The sequence below is a fragment of the Rhodococcus sp. MEB064 genome (assembly GCF_000834565.1).
GTDB lineage: Bacteria > Actinomycetota > Actinomycetes > Mycobacteriales > Mycobacteriaceae > Rhodococcoides.
On record NZ_JXQS01000025.1, the window covers coordinates 14,511 to 33,835 of the forward strand.

The 19,325-nt window shown below is 67.2% G+C and carries 24 protein-coding genes; 10 read left to right on the top strand and 14 right to left on the bottom strand.

Going from position 1 to position 19,325, the window contains the following annotated elements:
• Positions 1 to 4: 4 nt before the first annotated feature.
• Positions 5 to 580: a type IV toxin-antitoxin system AbiEi family antitoxin domain-containing protein gene (locus RU01_RS12640; RefSeq protein ID WP_042574923.1), complete on the bottom strand. Its 576-nt coding sequence runs from the start codon at positions 578 to 580 to the stop codon at positions 5 to 7.
• A 109-nt stretch (positions 581 to 689) separates the two neighbouring features.
• Between RU01_RS12640 and RU01_RS12645 the strand changes: the two genes are divergently transcribed.
• Positions 690 to 1,427, top strand: a complete 738-nt coding sequence (locus RU01_RS12645; protein ID WP_042574991.1) for an LmeA family phospholipid-binding protein — start codon at positions 690 to 692, stop codon at positions 1,425 to 1,427.
• On the opposite strand, the gene deoC is transcribed toward RU01_RS12645, so the two are convergent.
• Positions 1,428 to 2,105 (bottom strand): deoxyribose-phosphate aldolase, encoded by a 678-nt coding sequence (deoC, locus tag RU01_RS12650; RefSeq protein ID WP_042574924.1) that lies wholly within the window; start codon positions 2,103 to 2,105, stop codon positions 1,428 to 1,430.
• Positions 2,106 to 2,132: 27 nt separating this feature from the next.
• On the opposite strand from deoC, the gene purU reads away from it, so the two are divergent.
• Positions 2,133 to 3,017, top strand: coding sequence for a formyltetrahydrofolate deformylase (gene purU / locus RU01_RS12655; RefSeq protein ID WP_042574925.1), 885 nt, complete (start codon positions 2,133 to 2,135; stop codon positions 3,015 to 3,017).
• Positions 3,018 to 3,030: 13 nt separating this feature from the next.
• On the opposite strand, the gene RU01_RS12660 is transcribed toward purU, so the two are convergent.
• A complete protein-coding gene (locus RU01_RS12660) occupies positions 3,031 to 4,065 on the bottom strand; it encodes an alpha/beta fold hydrolase (RefSeq protein WP_042574926.1) in 1,035 nt (344 codons plus the stop codon).
• Positions 4,062 to 4,835: a MerR family transcriptional regulator gene (locus RU01_RS12665; protein WP_197074767.1), complete on the bottom strand. Its 774-nt coding sequence runs from the start codon at positions 4,833 to 4,835 to the stop codon at positions 4,062 to 4,064. Before RU01_RS12665 ends, RU01_RS12660 begins: the two co-directional genes overlap by 4 nt.
• Positions 4,836 to 4,924: 89 nt before the next feature.
• Here RU01_RS12665 and RU01_RS12670 point away from each other — a divergent pair, with 89 nt between their 5' ends.
• The 3 genes from RU01_RS12670 (at position 4,925) to RU01_RS12680 (ending at position 6,953) form a co-directional block, all read left to right on the top strand.
• Positions 4,925 to 5,404, top strand: coding sequence for a DUF2975 domain-containing protein (locus RU01_RS12670; protein ID WP_042574928.1), 480 nt, complete (start codon positions 4,925 to 4,927; stop codon positions 5,402 to 5,404).
• Entirely contained in the window at positions 5,404 to 5,616 is a 213-nt protein-coding gene (locus RU01_RS12675) for a helix-turn-helix domain-containing protein (RefSeq protein WP_042574929.1), read from the top strand. The genes RU01_RS12670 and RU01_RS12675 overlap by 1 nt, the downstream gene beginning before the upstream one ends.
• Before the next feature lie 80 nt (positions 5,617 to 5,696).
• Positions 5,697 to 6,953, top strand: a complete 1,257-nt coding sequence (locus RU01_RS12680) for an Nramp family divalent metal transporter (RefSeq protein ID WP_042574992.1) — start codon at positions 5,697 to 5,699, stop codon at positions 6,951 to 6,953.
• A gap of 3 nt (positions 6,954 to 6,956) precedes the next feature.
• Here the strand turns inward: RU01_RS12680 and RU01_RS12685 are convergent, their stop codons facing one another.
• The 4 genes from RU01_RS12685 to RU01_RS12700 form a co-directional block, all read right to left on the bottom strand.
• Positions 6,957 to 7,250: a DUF2516 family protein gene (locus RU01_RS12685; RefSeq protein WP_082043085.1), complete on the bottom strand. Its 294-nt coding sequence runs from the start codon at positions 7,248 to 7,250 to the stop codon at positions 6,957 to 6,959.
• Between the two features lie 68 nt (positions 7,251 to 7,318).
• Positions 7,319 to 8,179, bottom strand: coding sequence for a heparin-binding hemagglutinin (locus tag RU01_RS12690; protein ID WP_042574931.1), 861 nt, complete (start codon positions 8,177 to 8,179; stop codon positions 7,319 to 7,321).
• A complete protein-coding gene (locus tag RU01_RS12695) occupies positions 8,176 to 8,643 on the bottom strand; it encodes a helix-turn-helix domain-containing protein (RefSeq protein WP_042574932.1) in 468 nt (155 codons plus the stop codon). The genes RU01_RS12690 and RU01_RS12695 overlap by 4 nt, the downstream gene beginning before the upstream one ends.
• Before the next feature lie 104 nt (positions 8,644 to 8,747).
• The gene (locus tag RU01_RS12700) at positions 8,748 to 10,019 is read right to left on the bottom strand and encodes a DUF445 domain-containing protein (RefSeq protein ID WP_042574933.1); all 1,272 of its coding nucleotides are present in this window, start codon (positions 10,017 to 10,019) and stop codon (positions 8,748 to 8,750) included.
• A 155-nt stretch (positions 10,020 to 10,174) separates the two neighbouring features.
• On the opposite strand from RU01_RS12700, the gene RU01_RS12705 reads away from it, so the two are divergent.
• Positions 10,175 to 10,993: a TetR/AcrR family transcriptional regulator gene (locus RU01_RS12705; protein WP_082043086.1), complete on the top strand. Its 819-nt coding sequence runs from the start codon at positions 10,175 to 10,177 to the stop codon at positions 10,991 to 10,993.
• Between the two features lie 4 nt (positions 10,994 to 10,997).
• On the opposite strand, the gene RU01_RS22865 is transcribed toward RU01_RS12705, so the two are convergent.
• Both RU01_RS22865 and RU01_RS12710 read right to left on the bottom strand, forming a co-directional pair.
• Positions 10,998 to 11,174, bottom strand: coding sequence for a hypothetical protein (locus RU01_RS22865; protein WP_156148902.1), 177 nt, complete (start codon positions 11,172 to 11,174; stop codon positions 10,998 to 11,000).
• A gap of 43 nt (positions 11,175 to 11,217) precedes the next feature.
• On the bottom strand, positions 11,218 to 11,460 hold the full coding sequence (locus RU01_RS12710; protein ID WP_156148903.1) for a hypothetical protein: 243 nt from the start codon (positions 11,458 to 11,460) through the stop codon (positions 11,218 to 11,220).
• Between the two features lie 204 nt (positions 11,461 to 11,664).
• Here RU01_RS12710 and RU01_RS12715 point away from each other — a divergent pair, with 204 nt between their 5' ends.
• Positions 11,665 to 12,237, top strand: coding sequence for a type 1 glutamine amidotransferase domain-containing protein (locus RU01_RS12715; RefSeq protein WP_042574935.1), 573 nt, complete (start codon positions 11,665 to 11,667; stop codon positions 12,235 to 12,237).
• Here the strand turns inward: RU01_RS12715 and RU01_RS12720 are convergent, their stop codons facing one another.
• Positions 12,238 to 12,726, bottom strand: coding sequence for a PPOX class F420-dependent oxidoreductase (locus RU01_RS12720; RefSeq protein WP_042574936.1), 489 nt, complete (start codon positions 12,724 to 12,726; stop codon positions 12,238 to 12,240).
• Positions 12,727 to 12,887: 161 nt separating this feature from the next.
• On the opposite strand from RU01_RS12720, the gene RU01_RS12725 reads away from it, so the two are divergent.
• Positions 12,888 to 13,910 (top strand): sensor domain-containing diguanylate cyclase, encoded by a 1,023-nt coding sequence (locus RU01_RS12725; RefSeq protein ID WP_052493265.1) that lies wholly within the window; start codon positions 12,888 to 12,890, stop codon positions 13,908 to 13,910.
• On the opposite strand, the gene RU01_RS12730 is transcribed toward RU01_RS12725, so the two are convergent.
• The 3 genes from RU01_RS12730 to RU01_RS12740 form a co-directional block, all read right to left on the bottom strand.
• Positions 13,836 to 16,064 (bottom strand): putative bifunctional diguanylate cyclase/phosphodiesterase, encoded by a 2,229-nt coding sequence (locus RU01_RS12730; RefSeq protein WP_156148904.1) that lies wholly within the window; start codon positions 16,062 to 16,064, stop codon positions 13,836 to 13,838. The genes RU01_RS12725 and RU01_RS12730 overlap by 75 nt on opposite strands.
• Before the next feature lie 126 nt (positions 16,065 to 16,190).
• The gene (locus RU01_RS12735; RefSeq protein WP_042574937.1) at positions 16,191 to 17,270 is read right to left on the bottom strand and encodes a PHP domain-containing protein; all 1,080 of its coding nucleotides are present in this window, start codon (positions 17,268 to 17,270) and stop codon (positions 16,191 to 16,193) included.
• A 147-nt stretch (positions 17,271 to 17,417) separates the two neighbouring features.
• Positions 17,418 to 17,774, bottom strand: coding sequence for an STAS domain-containing protein (locus RU01_RS12740; protein WP_042574938.1), 357 nt, complete (start codon positions 17,772 to 17,774; stop codon positions 17,418 to 17,420).
• A gap of 322 nt (positions 17,775 to 18,096) precedes the next feature.
• Between RU01_RS12740 and RU01_RS12745 the strand changes: the two genes are divergently transcribed.
• Entirely contained in the window at positions 18,097 to 18,528 is a 432-nt protein-coding gene (locus RU01_RS12745; protein ID WP_042574996.1) for an ATP-binding protein, read from the top strand.
• Positions 18,525 to 19,325: a SigB/SigF/SigG family RNA polymerase sigma factor gene (locus RU01_RS12750; protein WP_042574939.1), complete on the top strand. Its 801-nt coding sequence runs from the start codon at positions 18,525 to 18,527 to the stop codon at positions 19,323 to 19,325. The genes RU01_RS12745 and RU01_RS12750 overlap by 4 nt, the downstream gene beginning before the upstream one ends.

Below are 19,325 nucleotides of genomic sequence, written 5' to 3' on the forward strand. Positions count from 1 at the left end.
CATCTCAGCGCAGGGCCATCTCCACGCGCTCGGCCACACGGTCCCCGCACTCGACCGCCTGCTCGAACAGCTCGTCCACCGTCAGGCGACCGAGCATCAGCCCGTCACCGACCACCTCGTCGAGCGTGAACTGCGAGATTCCTCCGGCCGCGAGATCGAGCACGGTGCGGGTGGGCGTCGTCAGGCGGAAGGTGCCCGTGAACTCGATGTCGGCGCCGACGAGCCGGCCACGGTGGACGGCGAGGCGTCGATCGTGCGCGCGGGCCGTTCCGCTGACCCGGATGTGGACGAATTGAGGGTGCAGCGATCCGAGCCCGTGCAGTTCCGCAGCACTCTGGTGCGAGACGACGGCGGTCGGTCCGAGCCACGCGCACCACTTCGAGTACTCCTCGAGGTCGTGGTGCGGCCACTCGGTCAGACGCAGCAGGTCCGTCTCCACGCGAGTCCACGAGCCGTCGTCGACATGCGCTTCGATGTCGGTGGGCGTGTACCCGGCATCCATCGCCTGAGCGGAGGTGAAGAACCCGTCCTGCTCGGTGACGAGTCCGTCCAAGCGCTCCACGACATCGTCACCGGCCATGACGTGAGACTACTCGGATGTGTCATCTGTCACAGTCGTTTCGCGGAGGCTCGTCACCGGATGCCTCGTTCACAGAGATGCCTCAGACACCTGCTGAACAATGTCCCTCATGAGCCAATCCACTGCACCCCGGCGGCGCTCCCGAGTGCCCCTCATCGCGATCTCCGTGGTCGTCGTGCTGATCGTCGCGCTCGTCGGCGGCGAGCTGTACGCCCGCAACCGCGTCGAGAACTGCCTCACCACGCAGTTCGAGAGCGAGCTCGGCTCGCAGATCGACGTCGGGCTCGGACTGCAGCCCGTACTGTTCTCGCTGGCCACGAAGAAGTTCTCGTCCGTCGACATCTCCAGCGACGACACGAAGTTCGGGCCGGCGCAGGACATGCAGGTCCAGGCCACCATCGACGACGTCGACCTCACGGGCAGCGACACCTCGTCCGGGCAGATCGGCAGCAGCACGGCGGACGTCACCTGGTCCACCGAGGGCATCCTCGCGACCCTCCAGGCCCAGGGCGTCGGCGGCATCGTCTCCGGTGTCACCAGCGACCCGGGGGCGGGCACGCTGAACTTCGGCATCGTCGGCGGGCTCGCCCAGTTGACGGTGAAGCCTGTCGTCCAGGGCGACGCCATCGTCGTGGAGACGGTCGACGCGTCGATCCTCGGCATCGGCATCCCGACGGACCTGGCGGACAGCGTCGTCACGATCCTCACGGACAGCCTGCAGGCCTACCCGCTGGGAATGACTCCCGACGCGCTCGAGGTCACCGACACGGGTATCCACATGACGCTCAGCGGCGGACAGTACACGATCCCCGTCGCGCAGGACTCCTCGCAGCAGATCAGCTGCTGATCAGGCCGGGAACCCGTCCAGCACCGCGCGGGTTCCCGACAGTCCCAGCCGTGTCGCACCGGCCTCGATCAGCGCTCGGGCGGTGTCCGCGTCGCGGATGCCGCCCGATGCCTTGATGCCGAGCCGCCCACCCACGGCCGACGCCATCAGAGCGATCGCCTCGACCGACGCACCGCCGGCGGGGTGGAAACCGGTGGAGGTCTTGACGAAGTTCGCGCCACCGCGCTCGGCCGCGTAGCAGCACTCCGTCACGGCGCGTTCTCCCTGCGCGGACGCCAGCAGGGCGGCGGACTCGATGATCACCTTGAGAACGGCGTTGTCGCCCATCGCTTCCCGGACGGTGATGATGTCGGACAGCACGGCATTGAAGTCGCCCGCGGTCGCCGCGCCGACATCGATGACCATGTCGATCTCGGTGGCCCCGTGCTGGACGGCCAGGCGCGCTTCGGATCCCTTGATCAGCGAATGATGCTTTCCGGACGGGAAACCCGCCACCGCGGCGACGACCAGGTCGCCGGTGTCGCGCACCGGAAGCATCGACGGTGAGACGCACACCGCGAGCACTCCCAGATCCTTCGCCTCGTCGATGAGCGCCCGCACGTCGGCGAGCGTCGCTTCGGGCTTGAGCAGCGTGTGATCGACCATGCGGGCGACGTCACCGCGGGTGAGGGTAGTCATGACGTCCAGCCTGTCACGGGTGAGAGAATGGGTTCCATGCCGTCCGAATCTCGCCGCTTCGTTCTCACTCTCGGATGTCCCGATCGCACGGGTATCGTCGCGCGGATCTCGACCTTCCTCGCCGATCTCGGTGGGTCGATCGTCGAGGCCGCGTACCACGCCGATGCGGACAGCGGCTGGTTCTTCACACGCCAGGCAGTTGCGGCGTCGTCCATCGACATCGGGGTGGACGAGCTCCGGGCGCGTTTCGCCTCCGTGGCAGACGAGATCGGCCCCGAGACCGAGTGGTCGCTGAGCGACTCGGGTGAGCGCAAGCGCGTCGTGCTGTTGGTGAGCAAGGAGGGGCACTGCCTGCACGACCTGCTGGGTCGCGCTGCCGGCGGCGAGCTGCCCGCGACCATCGACGCCGTGATCGGCAACCACCCGGACCTCGAATCCGTCACGCGCGCACACGGTGTGCAGTTCCACCACGTCCCGTTCCCCAAGGATCCGGCGGAGCGTGGACCGTCCTTCGACACTCTGCGCGACCTCGTGGACGGCTACTCACCCGACGCGGTGGTGCTGGCCCGCTTCATGCAGGTACTCCCGGAGTCGTTGTGCGAGCACTGGTCCGGCCGCGCGATCAACATCCATCACAGCTTCCTGCCGTCGTTCGTCGGCGCCCGCCCGTATCACCAGGCCTTCGCGCGCGGCGTCAAACTGATCGGTGCGACCTGCCACCTGGTGACGGCCGAACTCGACGCCGGACCCATCATCGAGCAGGACGTCATCCGCATCGATCACTCGGATGCGGTGGCGGACATGGTCCGTCAGGGCCGCGACATCGAGAAGATGGTTCTCGCGCGCGGCCTGCGATGGCACCTCGAGGACCGTGTCCTCGTCCACGGCCGCAAGACCGTCGTCTTCAGCTGAGTCGGGCTCCGGGTCAGGCCGGGAGTTCCGCCAGTCGAACGAGTTCGGCGTCGAACTCGGCGATGGCCTCGACCGAACTCATGTGACCCACACCGGGCAGTTCGATCAGTCGCCCGGACGTGTCGCCATTCAGCACGCCGGCGCGGGACAGCTGCTCGGCGAGGCTTCGGGCGTGGACCGGCGGGGTCAATCTGTCGACGGTCCCCACGATGACGGACGTCGGCACGTCGATGTTGTGCAAGGCGTCGCGGATGTCGAGGGTGGACAACGCCGAACCCCACATCCCGCGGGTCCGAGGTGCGCAGTCCCGGACGATGCGCTCGCAGAACGCCACCTGTGCGCGCGTCGACGCCGAACCCATGGTCACGTACTTCAGGGCTCGCGCGGACAGCGGGCTGGACGGAATGGGCAGGACCGATCCCATGACGGACGACGCGACCCGTGCGGGCACCTGCGCCACACCGGGCGGGAGCGGGATCACCGTCGTCTCACGGACCAGACTGTCGGTCGCGGTGTTGGCCAGCAGAATCGCCTTCACGTAGCGGCGCACCTGCTCGGGATACTCTCCCGCCCACGCCATCACGGACATGCCGCCCATGCTGTGTCCGGCCAGGACTGCCGGTCGGTCGGTGCTCACCGTCGCGTCGAGCACTGCGGCGAGGTCGTCTCCCAGGACGTCCGGACCGAGCGGCCGCGTACCGACGTCGCTCGCCCCGTGACCCCGCTGGTCGTACACGACCACTCGGTAGGTGCCGGCCAGGTCGTTGATCTGCGGCGTCCAGTAATCGGCGGAGCATGTCCATCCGTGGCTCAGCACGATGGGATCGGCGTCGGGGTCCCCGTACTCACGGACGTGCAGTCGTGCGCCGTCCTCGGCGACGACGGTGCGCACCCGCGGTTCCAGATCGGGTCGACGCAGAAGCACGTCCGCATCGCCCAGTCGGGTGGACGGCGGTGAGCTTCGGCGGCGGGACACCACAGCTCCCGCCACACCGGCTACCGCGGCGCCGGCGACGGCGGTGGCCAACAACGTGCGTCGATCGGTCATGCGTCTCCTCGGGTGTCGTCGTCGGACCCGGGCGAGTCCGACGGTGTCGCGCCGTCGAGCGCGGTCTCCATGGCGTGCACGATCTCGGCATCCATGGCTTCGGTGAACAGAGCTTGCACGGCCTGGGCCGCCAGAGGACGAAGGGTGGTGATGAGGTCGGCCATCGCGGAGAGTTCGCTCGGCTCGAGCAGGAACGGATCGGCGCCGCCCGGAACGAAGCGGTCGACGACCAGACGGACGAACTGCTTCGACACGCTGGTCAGATCCGAGTGCACACGTTCGGTGCGGTCGAGGATGTCCGTCAACGCCAGTCCGGCGTCGAACAGCACCTTCGCAGCGCGGACGAGCGCCGGATTCGCGACGCGGAACCCGTCGCCCTCCGCCGTGAACACGTCCAACTTCTGGGCGCGTCCGAGTTCGACGTCCGTGATGCGACCGTCGAACATGGCGTCGATGTCGCTGCGGGACAGATAGACCGATCTGTCGACGGTGGCGGCGCCGTCCGGGTCCTCGGTGCCCAGCACATCCTCCACACGCAGTCCGTACTGCGCCGCGGTCAGGAGTTCGCTGATGGTGACGAAGGTGTAGCCCCGGTCGAGCATCCGAGAGATCATCTGCAACCGCGCGAGGTGCGATTCGTCGTACCAGCCGGTGCGCCCGACCTTGCGGGGCGGAGGCAGCAACCCGCGGTCCTGATAGACGCGCACATTGCGGACGCTCACGCCGGCTTCCCGGGCCAGGTCGTCGATGCGGTACTCCGTCACAGGCACCCTCAGACGATAGGCGTCGACCTCGGCTGCAGCGACGACACCCTAGATCGTCTATTGATTATCGATAGATACTCAGCGATACTCGATCCATGATCACCGAAGGCCGTGTCATCGCGGCATCCAAGGCCGCACTCGCCTGCCTCTTCGCGCTCCTCGTGCTCCTGCAGGTCATGTCGCTGCCCGGACAGTTCGCCCACATGGCCCGCGAGAATCCGGACGCGGCCTACCTCCGGTGGCCCCTGACGTCGGTGTCGATCTTCTGGGTGGTGTGCATCCAGGTCGTCGTCGTCTCGACATGGAAGCTGCTGACGCTGGTGCGACGCGACCGCATCTTCACCGATGCGTCGTTCGTCTGGGTCGACGCGATCGTCCGCTCGATCGCCGCGGCGGGCGCCGTTCTCGCCGTGGTCTTCCTCGTCGTCGGATTCACGGCGGACGATCCCGGCCTGCCACTCCTGCTGTTCCTGTTCTGCATGATCATCGGCGTCGCAGCACTTCTCATGGTGGTGATGCGCGCGCTGTTGCGCCAGGCGACGGCGCTGCGTACCGACATGGACGCGGTCATCTGATGCCGATCGTCGTGCGCATCGACGTCGAGCTGGCCAAGCGGAAGATGAGCGTCGGCGACTTCGCCGACCGCGTCGGACTGACGCCGGCGAACGTGGCGGTGCTGAAGAACGGGCGAGCGAAAGCGGTCCGGTTCAGCACGCTCGAGACCATGTGCCGGGTGCTGGGATGCCAACCCGGTGACCTGCTCGAATGGGTCGACGAACCAGAATGAGCACGGGCTGGATACGGGTGGCCTAACTTCTCCGTACGGCCAAGCGAACAAAAACGGATCGGGTGACCTACACTCACGGAATGGCAGAGCGCGTCGGCACCCGTCTACCCCCCTCGGGCAGCCTCACACCCGTGCGGCTGTTCACCCTGCTGGGCCCGGCGTTCGTCGCCGCGATCGCCTACGTCGACCCGGGTAACGTCGCCGCCAATCTCACCGCGGGTGCGCGCTACGGCTACCTGCTCGTCTGGGTCCTGGTCGCCGCCAACGCCATGGCCGTACTCATTCAGTACCTGTCGGCCAAGCTCGGTCTCGTCTCGGGCAAGTCGCTGCCGGAAATGCTCGGCGCCCGCATGCGCCCCTGGCCCCGGCGGGCGTTCTGGGTGCAGGCCGAGGCCGTGGCGATCGCGACGGACCTCGCCGAGGTCATCGGCGGCGCCATAGCCCTCAACCTGCTGTTCGGGGTCCCGCTGTTCGTCGGCGGACTCATCACCGGCGTCGTGTCCATGGGCGTGCTCGCCGTCCAGTCGCGCCGCGGGCAACGCACGTTCGAGTTCGTCGTCATGGGCATGCTGGCGATCATCACCATCGGCTTTCTCACCGGTCTGTTCTTCACCGACGTCGACGCGGGAGGCGTCGCCGGCGGCCTCGTTCCGGGCTTCGACGGATCGGGATCGGTCCTGCTGGCCGCCAGCATGCTCGGCGCGACCGTCATGCCGCACGCGATCTACCTGCACTCGGCGTTGGCGCGGGACCGTCACGGCGTCGAGAAGGATTCCGGCCGGCTCGATCGACTGCTGCGGGCGACCAAGTGGGACGTCACCTTCGCCCTGATCATCGCGGGCAGCGTCAACATCGGCATGCTGCTCCTCGCGGCCTCGGCCTTCCGCGGCGAAGAGGGAACGGACACCATCGACGGCGCCCACGCCGCGATCGAGAACAATCTGGGTCCCGGCGTGGCCGCGGTCTTCGCCGTGGGCCTGCTGGCGTCGGGCCTGGCCTCGACGTCGGTGGGGTGCGCCGCGGGTGCCGAGATCATGAAAGGTCTGCTGCACAAGCGCATTCCGATCCAGGCCCGGCGCGTGGTGACGTTGATTCCGGCACTCGTCGTGCTGGGCATCGGGGTGGATCCGACGCTGGCGCTGGTGCTCAGTCAGGTCGTCCTGAGCCTGTGCATCCCGTTCGCGCTGATACCGCTGGTGCGCATGACCTCGAGTTCGGCTGTCATGGGCACTCGCATCAACTCCCGCACGACGGTCGTCCTCGCCGTCGTGACGACAGCGCTGATCGTCGCCCTCAACGGGGCGCTGCTGTGGCTGACCGTGACAGGCCAGGGGTAGCGACTACCAGCGAGGTCCGCGCTGGATGTCGTCGACCTTCGGCCGCACGTCGACGAGGTACACGCCGATGGCGACCACGGCGATGATGCCGACGAACCCGACCACCGGGAACACCAGCAGTACCAGCAGGGCGATCGCGAGGATGGCCACCCACCCCGGCTTGTTCAGCTTGTCCGCGGCGGTGAATGCATCGGGACGCTGGCGGATGGCGTGGAACAGCGCGAAGGCGACACCCACCAGGGCGATGAGCTGCAGGATGTTCATGATCGCGCTGGTCGCGCTGTACGCCATGGGCATAGCGGTCATCCTAAACGACACCGACCCCCACGCTGGTCTCGCGTGGGGGTCGGATATGCCGGGTTCTACTAGCTGGTGGTCTTCTTGGCCGGAGCCTTCTTGGCCGGGGTGGCCTTCTTGGCGGGCGCCGGTGTGGGAGCCGAAGCCTTGGCCGGTGCAGCCTTCTTGGCGGGTGCCTTCTTGATGGGCGAGTCCGCGTTGTTGCGCGTCTTGCCCTCGACGGCACCGGCAGCGCCGGACGCCTTGTCGGATGCCTTCTGTCCCGCATCCTTGGCCTTCTGGCCCAGCTCGTCGATCTTCTCGCTCAGCTCGTCGGCTGCCTCGTCGACGTTGTCGACTGCCTCGTCCGCGCCGTCCTTGATGGCGTCGGTGGCCTCGTCGGCACCTTCCTGGACGCGGGTGGACGCGCGGCCTGCCAGTGCAGCGGCGCGCTCACCGACGGCGCGCGTCTGCGAGGCGACGGTGCCGAGGGTCTGCTCGGTCAGGTCGACGGCGTCGTTGGCGGCCGAGTTGGCGCGCTCGAGGCCCTCTTCGACGGTCGGGTTCTTGCGGATGCGCTCGACGGTCTCCTCGCCGCGCTCGGCGAGTGCGGTGTAGAGGTCCGATGCGACCTTGAGGTACGCCTCGGCGACCTTGCGCAGCTCTTCCGGGGTGAAACGCTCACGCAAGTCGGCGATCTCCTCGGGCAGTTCCTGGGGCAGTGCGTTCAGTCGGCCACGCAGCGTCTCGACGCTCTCGGTGACGTCTTCCTGCAGGTCCGCGAGACGTGCACGGGCGGTGTCGACGCGGTCGTTGACGTCGGCCTGCGTGCTCTCGGCGCGGTTGCGCACCTGGGCCACCACGTCTGCCACGGCCTGGACCACGGCATCTCCGGCGCCGACGGCGGCGAACAGCGGGGTCTTGACGGTGTCGAACTTCGGGTCGGTCATGTGGTTTCTCCTGATGTCGTTTCTGGTGTGGTGCTGCGGCGGAGCGGTTCGGTGCCGGTCTCGTTCTCGCGGCGGAACGAGTAGAAGATCTCGAGGAGCACCTGCTTCTGACGCTCCGTGATGGAGTCGTCACCGAGCACCGCATCGGCGATAGGACTGTGCGGCCGCTCCTCGAGCAGGCCGGCTCGCACGTACAGGACCTCCGAGGACACGCGAAGACCCTTGGCGATCTGGCTGAGGACTTCCGCCGACGGTTTACGCAGTCCCCGCTCGATCTGGCTGAGGTAGGGATTGGAAACTCCGGCGGAGAGAGCGAGCTGTCGCAGGGACACCTGCGCGGATTCTCGCTGTGCGCGAATGAAACTCCCGATGTCCTGAGTCGCCGTACTGACGACCCGAGCGGCGAGATCTCCGGCCACCGACACCACTGTGGTGTCGTCGCCTTCCTTCTCCTGGGATGCCATTCGTGAACTCCTCCACTGGTGAAGTGTGTGCCTCGCATTCCAGGGTAACGAAGGGTGCTAGCAATAGCAAGCACTCTGCTAGCACCCCTGCATCACACCGTGAGTCAGCCGAACAGCAGCTGCGATACGGCGTAGATCGTCAGGCCGGCGAGCGACCCGACGACGGTGCCGTTGATCCGGATGAACTGCAGATCCCGGCCCACCTGGAGCTCGATCTTGTTGCTGGCCTCGTCGGCGTCCCAGCGAGCCACCGTGTCGGTGATGACCGTGGTGATCTCGTCGGTGTAGTTCTCGACGACGTACCGCACGCCGGCCATCAACCAGCCGTCCGCCTTACCGCGCATCGCGTCGTCGTCCCGCAGGCGGGCGCCGAACTTCTGGACGTTCTCGCTGATCTTGGCGCGCAGGGTGCTGTTCGGATCGTCGACGGAGTCGACGATGAGGCGTTTGGCCACCTTCCACGACGCCGCGGCGAGACCGGTGACCTCGTCGCGGCCCATGATCTCGGACTTGATCGACTCGGCCTTGGCGATGGTCTCGGGATCGTTCTGCAGATCGTGCGCGAAGTCGACGAGGAACTTGTCCGCCGCAAGCCGCAACTCGTGTTGCGGATTGGACCGCACCTTCCACGTGAACTCGACGAGCTCGCGGTGGATGCGTTCGCCGAGAAGCACATCGACGAACTTCGGCGACCAGGACGGCGAGTCGCGGGTGACGATGCGATCGATCGTCTCGAGGCTGCCCTGCGCCCACTCGTGCGCGCGCTCGGCCAGCAGGTCGATCAGCGGCTTCTGACGATTGTCCTCGAGCAGCGACGTCAGAACCTTGCCGATGGGCGGCCCCCACTGGGGATCCCCCAGTCTCTTGACGATCGTGTTGTCGATGACCTGCTGGATGTCCTCGTCGTCGAGCACGTCGAGCACGCCCCGCAGGATGGTGGCCGTCTCCTCCGCGACGCGATCGGCGTGTGCGGGTTCGGCCAACCAGGTTCCGAGCCGTAGCGGGATCCTGGCGGACTCGACCTTCTGGGACACGACGTCGACGGCCAGGAAGTTCTGACCCACGAAGGACCCGAGGCTCTCGCCCAGCTGGTCCTTCTTGCGCTTGATGATGGCGGTATGCGGAATCTTCAGTCCCAGTGGATGTCTGAACAACGCCGTGACGGCGAACCAGTCGGCGAGCGCGCCGACCATGCCCGCTTCCGAGGCGGCGCGTACGTAGCCCACCCATTCCCCGGCCCCTCGGGACTCCTGCCACCGGCAGAACAGGTACACGATGGTGGCGAACACCAGGAAGCCGGTGGCGAGGGTCTTCATCTTGCGAAGGTCGCGTCGTTTGACGTCCTCGTCGAATGTCATGAGCTGCACCGAGTCCATTGTGCCGGGTTCGGCCCCGGCACGCTCCCGCCGGGCCGCGCCCGGACGACGCGCACCCGGTGGCGGGCACTACTGTCGAACATGCGGCGTGACGTGCGTCGCGGCACACGAGTGCGCCACGAACGCACTCGGACATCGGGACGGAGAACACGCGCGTGGCGAGCAGATCGGCAGCGAGCAAGACGGACGGGGACAGCGCCGAACCGGGTGACGCCTCCGAACCCACCACACCCTCCCCCGCCGCGAAGTCCGGACCGAAGAAACAGTCCGAGTCCCGGACCGACAAGCCCGACGGCCGCAAGCGGCGCTGGCGCGAGCACAAGATCGCGCGCCGTGAAGAACTGGTCGACGGGACGCTCGCCGCGATCCGACTGCGCGGACGCAATATCGGTATGGACGAGATCGCCACCGAGATCGGCATCTCGAAGACGGTCCTCTACCGCTACTTCAACGACAAGAACGACCTCGCCAACGCGACGCTCGAGCGCTACGTGGAGACCACGTTGGCCCCGCGCATCTACGAGGCCATCAGCGTCGAGCTCGACGAGTTCAACCTGACACGCAGGGTGGTCGCCGCCTACGTCGAGACCGTGGCGGAGGACCCCGAGGTCTACCTGTACGCGATGTCGAACAGCTCGGGACCCAACCGCGACGTCGTGGCCGAGTCCGAGCGCATGATCGCGGAACTCCTCGCGACCGTTCTGGGCGAGCGCCTGCGCCGCATGCAGATGGACTCCGGCGGCTCGCTCCCGTGGTCGTACGGCATCGTCGGCGGCGTGCAGTTGGCCACGCACTGGTGGATCTCGAACCGCTCGATGTCCGCCGAGGACCTCATCGACTACCTGACGATGATGGTCTGGGGCGGCATCCACGGCGTCGCGGAGGCCGGTGGATCACCCGCGCGGTTCAACTCCGTCGACCATCCCCTGGTAGATGACAAACCAGTGGACAAAGCAGCGGTGGACGAGCAGTAGTCGGTCAGCGGTCGTACTCGTCGTCGAGGGGGACGTCGCGGTTCTGCTCGAGCACGTCGGCGTCCGACGCGTCGTAGGAGCCCGCGGAGGCCGGGGTCGGTGAGTCGTCTCCGGGAACGACGTCGCGGTCCTGCTCCACTGCGTCCTCGACGGGAAGCTCGGGGCTCGTGAAATCGGGCATCAATCATCCCTCCTCTTGGGTGCAGTTCTCGAGAACAGAAAGATTACCGGCGATCGACCGGTATCAGCACGACGGCCATGCCGGCGAGGCCGATCATCAGGAATCCGACCAGCGCGCCCAGGGCGACGGAGTTCACGGCGGCCGAGACGAAGGCGGCCATCCCCGCGCACAGCGCCACCATCAGTGCGATACCGGCGGTGGTGTGCTCGAAGAGGCACGTGGCCACGGGTGCATCGACTGCGTCCTCGATGATCCCGGGAGCAGAATTCGCGGTCGGTGTACTCATGGTGTTCCCCTCTCCGGCGCCACCTCTCGGTGCACTCAGCGGTGCCGACCCGGGCTCGGTGAGCACCCGGTCGCCTGCCACATACCCGCGTCCGGCGCATCCCAACCCGACGAGACGCGATCCGTTTCCTACCGTCGGCGGCCGGGTAGGTCACGGTCGGCGGTGTCGCATTCGGCGACTGCCGCCGACGAGGAAGGTTGTTCCATGACCGACACACAGGCGACCGATTTCACCCCGGCCGCGGGACTGACCGTCGCGTTTCTCGCGACGGACGGCGTCGAGCAGGTCGAGCTGACGGCACCGCGGGAAGCACTCGAGAACGCGGGAGCCGCCACCGTCCTGCTGTCGCTGACGCATGGAGAGGTCCAGGCATACGAGAACGACACCGAGGCCGCCGACACGTTCGCCGTCGACGGACTGGTCTCCGAGGCGTCCGTGGACGACTTCGATGCGCTGGTGCTGCCCGGCGGAACCACCAATCCGGACCGGTTGCGACTCGACACGGATGCGGTGTCGTTCGTCCGCACCTTCGTCACATCGGGCAAGCCGGTCGGCGTGATCTGCCACGGCCCGTGGACCCTGGTCGAGGCGGACGTCGTCCGTGGTCGGACGTTGACGTCCTACCCGAGCGTGCGGACGGACCTGAAGAACGCCGGCGCGACGGTCGTCGACGAGGAAGTGGTCGTCGACGGCAATCTGGTGTCCAGCCGCAATCCCGACGATCTGCCGGCCTTCTGCGCGGCCGTCGTCGACGCGGTGGTGTCCGCGAAGAGCTGACTACGCGTCGGTCTCCTGCTCGGGGGTCTCGTCGACCGGCGGCGGAAAGCCGCCGGTGGCGATGGGACCCCACGTGTCGATGGACACCCTGATGATGGACTTGCCCTGACGCACCATGGCCTCGCGGTACTCGTCCCAGTCGGGGTGCTCACCGGCGATCGCACGGTAGTAGTCGACCAGTGGTTCCACCGAGTCGGGCAGGTCGATGACCTCGGCGGTCCCGTCGATCTGCACGTAGGGGCCGTTCCAGTCGTCGGAGTGGATGCACAGCGTCACCGCTGACGACCGCCGGATATTGACCGTCTTGGCCCGGTGCGGGTACGTCGAGACGACGATGCGCCCCTGCGCGTCGAGGCCACACGTGACGGGGGAGATCTGGAGCCCTCCCGACTTCTTGATGGTGACCAGTGTCGCGTGATGTCGTTCCGCGACGAAGCGGTGCAGAGTGTCCAGATCGACCCTGTCGGCGGTTGCATACGTCGGTGCCATGACATCGAGGGTAAGTGCACGACGGTTCAGCCGCGGAATCGGCGGAGGACCTCCTGCGCTGGGGATAGACTCGGCGGGCAGGAAACCACCGGTCCGGAATCACCGGGCACGCGGCAACACCGGGGCGCCGCGGTCGAGAAACACCCGCCACAGGACTGACCGTGACCGAAACGATCCCCGCACCGACCGCGCTGTCCGCTCTCGCGACGTTCGATGCTGCGAGCGCGGCCGTCGTCACCTATCTGGACAGCGTCGTTCCGGCCACGGCATGGGCCGTGACCCGTGTCGTCGACGACAACCAGATCTATCTGCGAGCCAACGACAACGCCCTGGGAATCGACACCGGCCTCGTCGTCGGGTGGGGGCCGTCGCTGTGTCGGAAGATGATCGACGGCGAGATACCTTCGGTCGTCGCAGACATCGAACAGTCGGGTCTTCCTCCGATCGGGGTACCGGGCCACGACCCGGTGCGGTCCTACATCGGGGTGCCCATCCGCCGCGCCGACGGAAGCCTGTTCGGGACGATGTGCGGATACGGATCCCGTCCGCATTCCGAGGACCTTCCCGCCGCGATGCCGGCACTGCTCGAACTCCTGTCCGGTCTACTCACCACCGTCTACGAGACCGACCATGCTCGCGCGAACGCCGAGCGGTCCGCCGAACTCGCGCGACACGACGCCGAGACCGATCCGCTCACCGGTCTGGTGAATCGCCGCGGTTGGAACCGCGTGCTCGAACCGGAGGGTGTGCGCTGGAAGACGTTCGCGGACCCGGGGGCCGTGATCGTCGTCGATCTCGACGGCATGAAGCAGGTCAACGACCTGCACGGTCACGCCGCGGGCGATCGCGTGATCCGGCGCGCCGCCGATCTGCTCCGCGAGTGGGCGCACGATGCCGACGTCGTCGCACGTCTCGGGGGCGACGAGTTCGGCATCCTCGTCTTCGACCGTCCCTCGTCCGACGTGGAGATCATGCTCGACGACCTGTCGTCGTCCGCTGCGCGGGCCCACGTGCCCATGTCGGTGGGCTGGTCCACACTCACCGAGGCCGGGAGCATCGAGGCGTCGTGGTCCGTGGCCGACGAGAACATGTACGTCTCGAAGCGTCGATCAGCTACCCGGTCCGGAGTGGACATCCATCCCACGCCCGGACGCCACCAACGCGCTCACCTCGGCGGGCGGTAGCGGGCGGGCCAACAGGTAGCCCTGGGCGTACCCGCATCCGCACCGGATGAGGCTCTCGAGTTGCGCGGTGGTCTCGACCCCTTCTCCCACGACGTCCAGATCGAAGGCATCGGCGACGGACACGACCGCACCGATCACGGCCTCGGACTGGGCGAGCGGTAGATCAGCGACGAAGGACCGGTCGATCTTGATGCTGTCCAGCAGGGGGAAGCGCATCAGATAGTCCAGCGAACTGTGGCCGACACCGAAGTCGTCGAGCAGAATCTTGATGCCCATGGCGTGCAGTTCGTTCAGGTTGTCGGTGACGGCGGCCGTGTCCTCGAGCCACAGGGTCTCCGTGATCTCGATCCCGAGCAATGACGGCGCCAAGCCGGTCTGCTCCAACGTCCGACTCAATGTCGACGCGAAAGCCTTGTGCCGCAACTGTAACGGGCTCACGTTCACTCGGAGCTCGACGGGGTCACCGGACTGCCACTGCGCCGCCTCCGCACACGCCCGTCGCAACACCCACGCACCCATCGGTCCGATCAGGCCGGCTCGTTCCGCCGCGGGAACGAATTCGGCGGGACCGACCTCACCCAGACTCGACGTGGTCCAGCGGGCCAGTGCCTCGACGCCGGTCATCCGGCCCGACCGGATGTCGAACACCGGTTGGTACGCCACCGACAGCTCGTCGTGCTCGATGGCCGTTCGCAGCTCGGTGGCGATGGTCAGCCGTCGCAACGCCTCACCGCCCTGAACCTTGTCGTACAGCTCGTAACTGCCGGGCCCGTCCTTCTTCGCTCCGCCCATCGCGACATCGGCCTGTCGGACCATCTCGGCGGCCGGCTGTTCGCCGGATCCGACCGCAATTCCCATGCACGCCGTCACCGTCGTCATGCGGTTGCCGATGGTCAGTGGCCGGCGGAACATCGCGAGGACGCTCTGCGCGATGCCGATCGCGTCGAACGAACTGCGCAGACCCGGACACACCAGCAGGAACTCGTCGCCACCGAACCTGGCGACGGTGTCACCGGGTCGCACCGTGCGGGTCAACATCGGTGCGACCGCGGCGAGCACCGCATCGCCGGCGCCGTGTCCGAAGCTGTCGTTGATCGTGCGGAAGTCGTGCAGGTCCACCAGGACCACCGCGGTGAGACTGCCGTCGGCACGTGAGCTGTCCAGCGCCTCGTCGATGCGCTGGTACGCCAGCGTGCGATTGGCGAGCTGGGTCAACGGATCGTGCAGGCTCCGGTACCGCAGCTCCCGTTCGAGGTCGGACCGACGGACCGCGGACGCCAGCACGTCGGCGACGGTGACCAGGCAGGACAGTGCATCGCTGGTCGGGGTGTGGGGGTGTTCGCTGTAGACGACGATGACGCCCCAGAGTCCGTCGGCACCTCGGATGGGCGCAGCCATCCCGCTGCGCATGCCGTACTTCTCCAGGACCGAGACGTCGAATCTGACCTCGTCGCGGACGTCGCCGCACACCACGACGTCCTGACGGTCGAAGGCGTATCCGGCCAGGCTGTCCGTGCCGGCGGACAACGTGCGGCTGGGTTCGTCCACCGGGACGGTCGACGCCGTGACGACGAGCGTCCCCCCGCCGTGGTCCCGGAGGATCAGGGCATGCGGGACGCCGAACAGATCCGGGATCGACGCGGCGGCCGCGGCCGCGAGGTCGTCGAACTTCCCCGTCAACGCCGCACGGTTCAGACCCGCGATGATCCGCTGTTCGCGTGCGCGCAGACGCACCGCGGTGAGGGCATCGACGAGTTCGTGCTCCCGTTCGTCACGCTCCACCCCGTCGACGAGGCTCATCACCACCAGATCGGAGCCGTCGCCAGCACCGAGGTCCCATGCCCGGACTGTCACGGTCCGCCCGCTCTGCCGGTCTCCGAGGTGGACTCGACCGGTCCACGCCGGGGCGACCTCGCCGAGAGGACGCGTGTCGTCCCGCGTGCCCAACTCGTCGAGGATCGTCGACAGGGCGGTGAATCCCACGGCTGTATCGGGGTTGCTCGCATCGGGTGTTCCCGTCGCCGGAAAGCCGAGGAGCTTGCGTGCAACGGCATTGATGTGGTCGATGGCGCCGCAGCGGTCGGAGATCACGACTCCGTCGGCCGACGACGCGGACACCGCCGCGATCACGGCCGTGATCGTCTCGCGTGTCACGGGGGCGTCCGAGGTCGGGTCGTCACGGATTCGGTCGTCAGGGGTCCGGCCTGCCGTCACCGCGTCCCCCCGTGCTCGTAAACCGACCGTTCCGACATTTTCCTCGGGATCGCCCGCCCGTGATTGTTACATCTCTCGCGCACTCTGCCTGTTCTTTGCGACCTTTTCGTCCCGGGTGCCCGATGCCGTCCACTCCAGAAGTCGTTCCACCGGCCACGTCGTGATGATGCGGTCCGCGGGAATGCCCACCGCCGCCGCGCGCGCACTGCCGTAGCCCAGCCAGTCCAGTTGCCCCGGAGCGTGGGCGTCGGTGTCGATGGAGAACAGACACCCCAGTTCCAGCGCCAGCTCCATCAGGCGTTCGGGCGGGTCCTGTCGTTCGGGTCGGGAATTGATCTCCACTGCCGTTCCGTGGTCCCGGCACGCCTCGAACACCGCGCGGGCATCGAAGGTCGACTCCGGACGCGTCCCCCGCCCGCCCTCGACGAGCCTGCCGGTGCAATGACCGAGGACGTCGACGGACGGATGGGACACCGCCGCGACCATGCGCGCGGTCATGGTGGCGCTGTCGGCGCGCAGATGCGAGTGGATGCTGGCCACGACGATGTCGAGTTCGTCGAGCAGTTCCGGATCCTGGTCCAGGCTGCCGTCGTCCAGGATGTCGACCTCGATGCCGGACAGGATGCGCATCTCGTGATCGTCGTCGTCCGCCGCCATCTCGAGGCGAAGGTTCTCCAGCACTGCCAACTGTGCTCGGAGCCGTTCGGCAGTCAGCCCGTTCGCGACGGTGAGACGCGGCGAATGGTCTGTCAGTACCCAGTATTCGCGTCCGAGCGCCCGTGCCGTGTACGCCATCTCCTCGAGCGGACTGCCGCCGTCGGACCAGTTCGAGTGGGTGTGCAGATCGCCGCGCAACAGCTCGGTCAACTCGGAGCCCTCGGGGCCGATCGGCTGGGCGGCGGCGCGCAGTCCGACGAGATACTCGGGCACCTCGCCCGCTGCCGCCGCGGCGGCGACGGCCGACGTCTTGGGTCCGATACCCCGCAACGTCGTCCACCCGTCCGTGCGGGCGAGTTCGGCCAGCCGGTCGGGGTCCAGCGCTGCCAGGACGTCGGCGGCCGTGCGGTACGCCTTCACGCGACGAGTTTCGGCCCGCGAGCGTTCGAGCCAGAATGCGACCTCGCGCAGTGCCGCAACGGGTTCCATGCCAGCAGAGCCTACGGGCAGGCCGGAGGCCGGTCGAGGGTCGGACGGGCAGAGACCTGGTCCGGACATGACACTGCCCCTGTCACCGGCGAACGGCGACAGGGGCAGGTGGGAAGGCGATCCTGCGTGAAACAGAACCCCCCGAGTTTATCGGGTGACGCGTGCGGTGGGCTGCCAGCGAGCTGCGCCCATGACGCGGGTGACGGCGTCGCCGACGACGAGCGTGAGGTTCTCACCGTGCTCGGCGTCGAGCGCCGCGACCACGGAAAGCGCTGCGGTGCCGAAGAAGTCGACTCCCGACAGGTCGAGGACGACGGTTTGTCCGTCTTCCTCGCCGCGGGTGACGACCTCGGAGAAGGTGGACGCGTTGGACAGGTCCACGCTGCCCGTGACGCGGTAGGTGACGCCGGTGTCGGTCCTCTCGACGGAGATGATCCCGCCGAGCATGACGACGTCGTCGCCGAAAGTGGTGGTGGTCGCTGCATTGAACGTAGAAACAGTCATGATTCTCCAAATGCCGATCGAGCTGGAGAAGCAGAGCAATGGTGCTCCGAAAGTGAAAAGTGGCTCTGTCACATACGAGGTGAGAGAAACGGGAGTGCTGGCTACCATCGACGGTGCTTCGTGCGTCGGCTGCTGACTCAACCTCCTATGAACCTACGCCACCCGGGCGGCGATGCCAACCACTTCGCGCGGATCCACCGCTCCGACCTCGGCACCGCACCACCCTGAACATGCAGTTTCACCGCCTGGAACAGTGGGTATACACATTTGTCCGATACGCCCGGGGTTCGCCCCGATCTACGAGAAAGAAGTGGGAGACTCCATGACACGGGCCATCACGACGGAACCGAACGCTGCAGGGGATGACGCCACCATAGAGCTCGGTGTGCACGCCGACGCCGCGCAACTGTCGGTGACGCGTGCCGTCGCAGCCACCCTCGCGGCACAGGACGACTTCGATCTCGACAGCATCGCGGACATCCGCCTGGCCATCGACGAGTCGTGCAGCCGACTCATCGTGCGGGCGACGCCGGGCGCGCGCCTGCTGTGCACCTTCCTCACCACCGACGACGCGATGCATGTCTCGGTGACCACGACGACCGAGTCGGGCGCGGACCTGGATGCGGCCGGCTTCGGCTGGCACGTCCTCAACGCTCTGACCGATTCGGTGTCCACCTCCCAGTCCGAGGACGCGGACGGAGTCGTCTCCACGACCATCGAGTTCACCAAGAGCAAGCGTGGTTGGGACGAGTGACCCCTCCCGAACGCAAGACCCGTCCACGGCGCTCGGCCGACGAGTACGCCGATGTCGCCGAGCGCTTCACGCGCATCCTCACGTTGGAGGAGGGCGACCCGCTGCGGCGCACGTTGCGCGACGAGTTGGTGACGCGCTGCCTTCCCTTGGCCGAGCACATCGCCCGTCGTTTCGACGGCCGCGGCGAAGCCCACGACGATCTCGTACAGGTGGCCCGTGTCGGGTTGGTCAACGCAGTAGACCGCTTCGACGTCGAGCGCGGATCGGACTTCGTCTCCTTCGCCGTGCCCACCATCATGGGCGAGGTGCGACGCCACTTCCGCGATGCCGGCTGGGCCGTCCGCGTACCCCGCCGCATGAAGGAACTGCATCTGCAGCTCTCGCGTGCGATCGCCGATCTGTCGCAGACCCAGGGTCGTTCTCCGACGGTGTCGGAGCTCGCCGAGTACCTCGATCTCGACCGCGAAGAGGTCGCCATGGGACTCACCGCGGGCAACGCCTACCAGACCCTGTCGGTCGACAGCGCTTCCAGCGGGAGCGATTCCGAGGGGCTGTCCCTGGCGGACACTCTCGGTGACTACGACAAGGAAATGGAGAACGTCGAGAATCACGAGGCACTGCGCCCCCTTCTCGAGAAGCTGCCCGAACGTGAGCGGAACGTGTTGCTGCTGCGGTTCTTCGGCAACATGACGCAGACGCAGATCGCGCAGAAGATGGGCATCTCGCAGATGCACGTGTCCCGACTCCTCGCCCGCACGTTGGCGCAACTGCGAGAAGAGTTGCAACAGTCGGCCTAG

Excerpts from the sequence above, each read along its gene's own strand:
- RU01_RS12640 (WP_042574923.1), bottom strand. The coding sequence starts at position 580 with ATGGCCGGTGACGATGTCGTGGAGCGCTTGGACGGACTCGTCACCGAG.
- RU01_RS12645 (WP_042574991.1), top strand. The coding sequence starts at position 690 with ATGAGCCAATCCACTGCACCCCGGCGGCGCTCCCGAGTGCCCCTCATC.
- deoC (WP_042574924.1), bottom strand. The coding sequence starts at position 2,105 with ATGACTACCCTCACCCGCGGTGACGTCGCCCGCATGGTCGATCACACG.
- purU (WP_042574925.1), top strand. The coding sequence starts at position 2,133 with ATGGGTTCCATGCCGTCCGAATCTCGCCGCTTCGTTCTCACTCTCGGA.
- RU01_RS12660 (WP_042574926.1), bottom strand. The coding sequence starts at position 4,065 with ATGACCGATCGACGCACGTTGTTGGCCACCGCCGTCGCCGGCGCCGCG.
- RU01_RS12670 (WP_042574928.1), top strand. The coding sequence starts at position 4,925 with ATGATCACCGAAGGCCGTGTCATCGCGGCATCCAAGGCCGCACTCGCC.
- RU01_RS12675 (WP_042574929.1), top strand. The coding sequence starts at position 5,404 with ATGCCGATCGTCGTGCGCATCGACGTCGAGCTGGCCAAGCGGAAGATG.
- RU01_RS12680 (WP_042574992.1), top strand. The coding sequence starts at position 5,697 with ATGGCAGAGCGCGTCGGCACCCGTCTACCCCCCTCGGGCAGCCTCACA.
- RU01_RS12685 (WP_082043085.1), bottom strand. The coding sequence starts at position 7,250 with ATGCCCATGGCGTACAGCGCGACCAGCGCGATCATGAACATCCTGCAG.
- RU01_RS12690 (WP_042574931.1), bottom strand. The coding sequence starts at position 8,179 with ATGACCGACCCGAAGTTCGACACCGTCAAGACCCCGCTGTTCGCCGCC.
- RU01_RS12695 (WP_042574932.1), bottom strand. The coding sequence starts at position 8,643 with ATGGCATCCCAGGAGAAGGAAGGCGACGACACCACAGTGGTGTCGGTG.
- RU01_RS12700 (WP_042574933.1), bottom strand. The coding sequence starts at position 10,019 with ATGGACTCGGTGCAGCTCATGACATTCGACGAGGACGTCAAACGACGC.
- RU01_RS22865 (WP_156148902.1), bottom strand. The coding sequence starts at position 11,174 with ATGCCCGATTTCACGAGCCCCGAGCTTCCCGTCGAGGACGCAGTGGAG.
- RU01_RS12710 (WP_156148903.1), bottom strand. The coding sequence starts at position 11,460 with ATGAGTACACCGACCGCGAATTCTGCTCCCGGGATCATCGAGGACGCA.
- RU01_RS12715 (WP_042574935.1), top strand. The coding sequence starts at position 11,665 with ATGACCGACACACAGGCGACCGATTTCACCCCGGCCGCGGGACTGACC.
- RU01_RS12720 (WP_042574936.1), bottom strand. The coding sequence starts at position 12,726 with ATGGCACCGACGTATGCAACCGCCGACAGGGTCGATCTGGACACTCTG.
- RU01_RS12735 (WP_042574937.1), bottom strand. The coding sequence starts at position 17,270 with ATGGAACCCGTTGCGGCACTGCGCGAGGTCGCATTCTGGCTCGAACGC.
- RU01_RS12740 (WP_042574938.1), bottom strand. The coding sequence starts at position 17,774 with ATGACTGTTTCTACGTTCAATGCAGCGACCACCACCACTTTCGGCGAC.
- RU01_RS12745 (WP_042574996.1), top strand. The coding sequence starts at position 18,097 with ATGACACGGGCCATCACGACGGAACCGAACGCTGCAGGGGATGACGCC.